2 protein-coding genes are annotated in these 600 nt (G+C 52.5%); both read left to right on the top strand.

The genetic code is table 11. The features are described 5' to 3' along the window. Window positions 1-438, top strand: a 438-nt coding sequence (locus ACFQEU_RS17545; protein WP_379784238.1) for a rhodanese-like domain-containing protein, incomplete at its 5' end; no start/stop codon positions are given. After that, a partial coding sequence (locus tag ACFQEU_RS17550; protein WP_465261191.1) for a hypothetical protein occupies window positions 417-600 on the top strand: 184 nt, incomplete at its 3' end. The genes ACFQEU_RS17545 and ACFQEU_RS17550, both read left to right, overlap by 22 nt.

The following is a 600-nucleotide window of genomic DNA, read 5'->3' on the forward strand; positions in this document are numbered from 1 at the left end:
GAATATGCCGCAGTAAATTTACCGAGCAGCGTCAACTTTCCACTCGGTAGCGTCACGCCAAGTGCGGTTGGTGAGGCTGCAGGCGATAAACCGCAAGTGTATTTAATGTGCCGCACCCAGCGCCGTGCCGAAATGGCTCATCAAGAGTTAGCGGGAAAATTACAGTGTGAATTAGTGGTGGTGGATGGCGGTATTGAAAAGATGCCCGAGCAGTTGTTAGTGCGCGGCAAGCGCAATGTGATACCTCTCGAGCGCCAAGTGCGGATTGCTGCAGGGTTATTAGTGTTTATTGGTGTACTAGGTGGCTTTTTTATCAATCCAGGTTTGTTTTGGTTGAGTGGCTTTGTTGGTGCAGGTTTGGTTTTCTCGGGCGTAACAGACACATGCCCCATGGCGATGGCAATTGCGCGCATGCCATGGAACCAAGTTCAGTCGTGATAGAAATCGGCGCGGTCGCCTTGGTTATTGGTGCCTTGGTTGGGCTTATTCTGGGTCTAACTGGTGCTGGTGGCTCTTTGTTTGCGGTGCCGTTATTAATCTTGGGTTTGGGAGTGAGTGCCAGTCAAGCCACGGGCTTGGCCTTGGCGGCGGTGGCGGCTA

Origin of the sequence: Halorubrum tibetense, from assembly GCF_042661865.1 — an archaeon.
Lineage (GTDB): Archaea > Halobacteriota > Halobacteria > Halobacteriales > Haloferacaceae > Halorubrum > Halorubrum tibetense.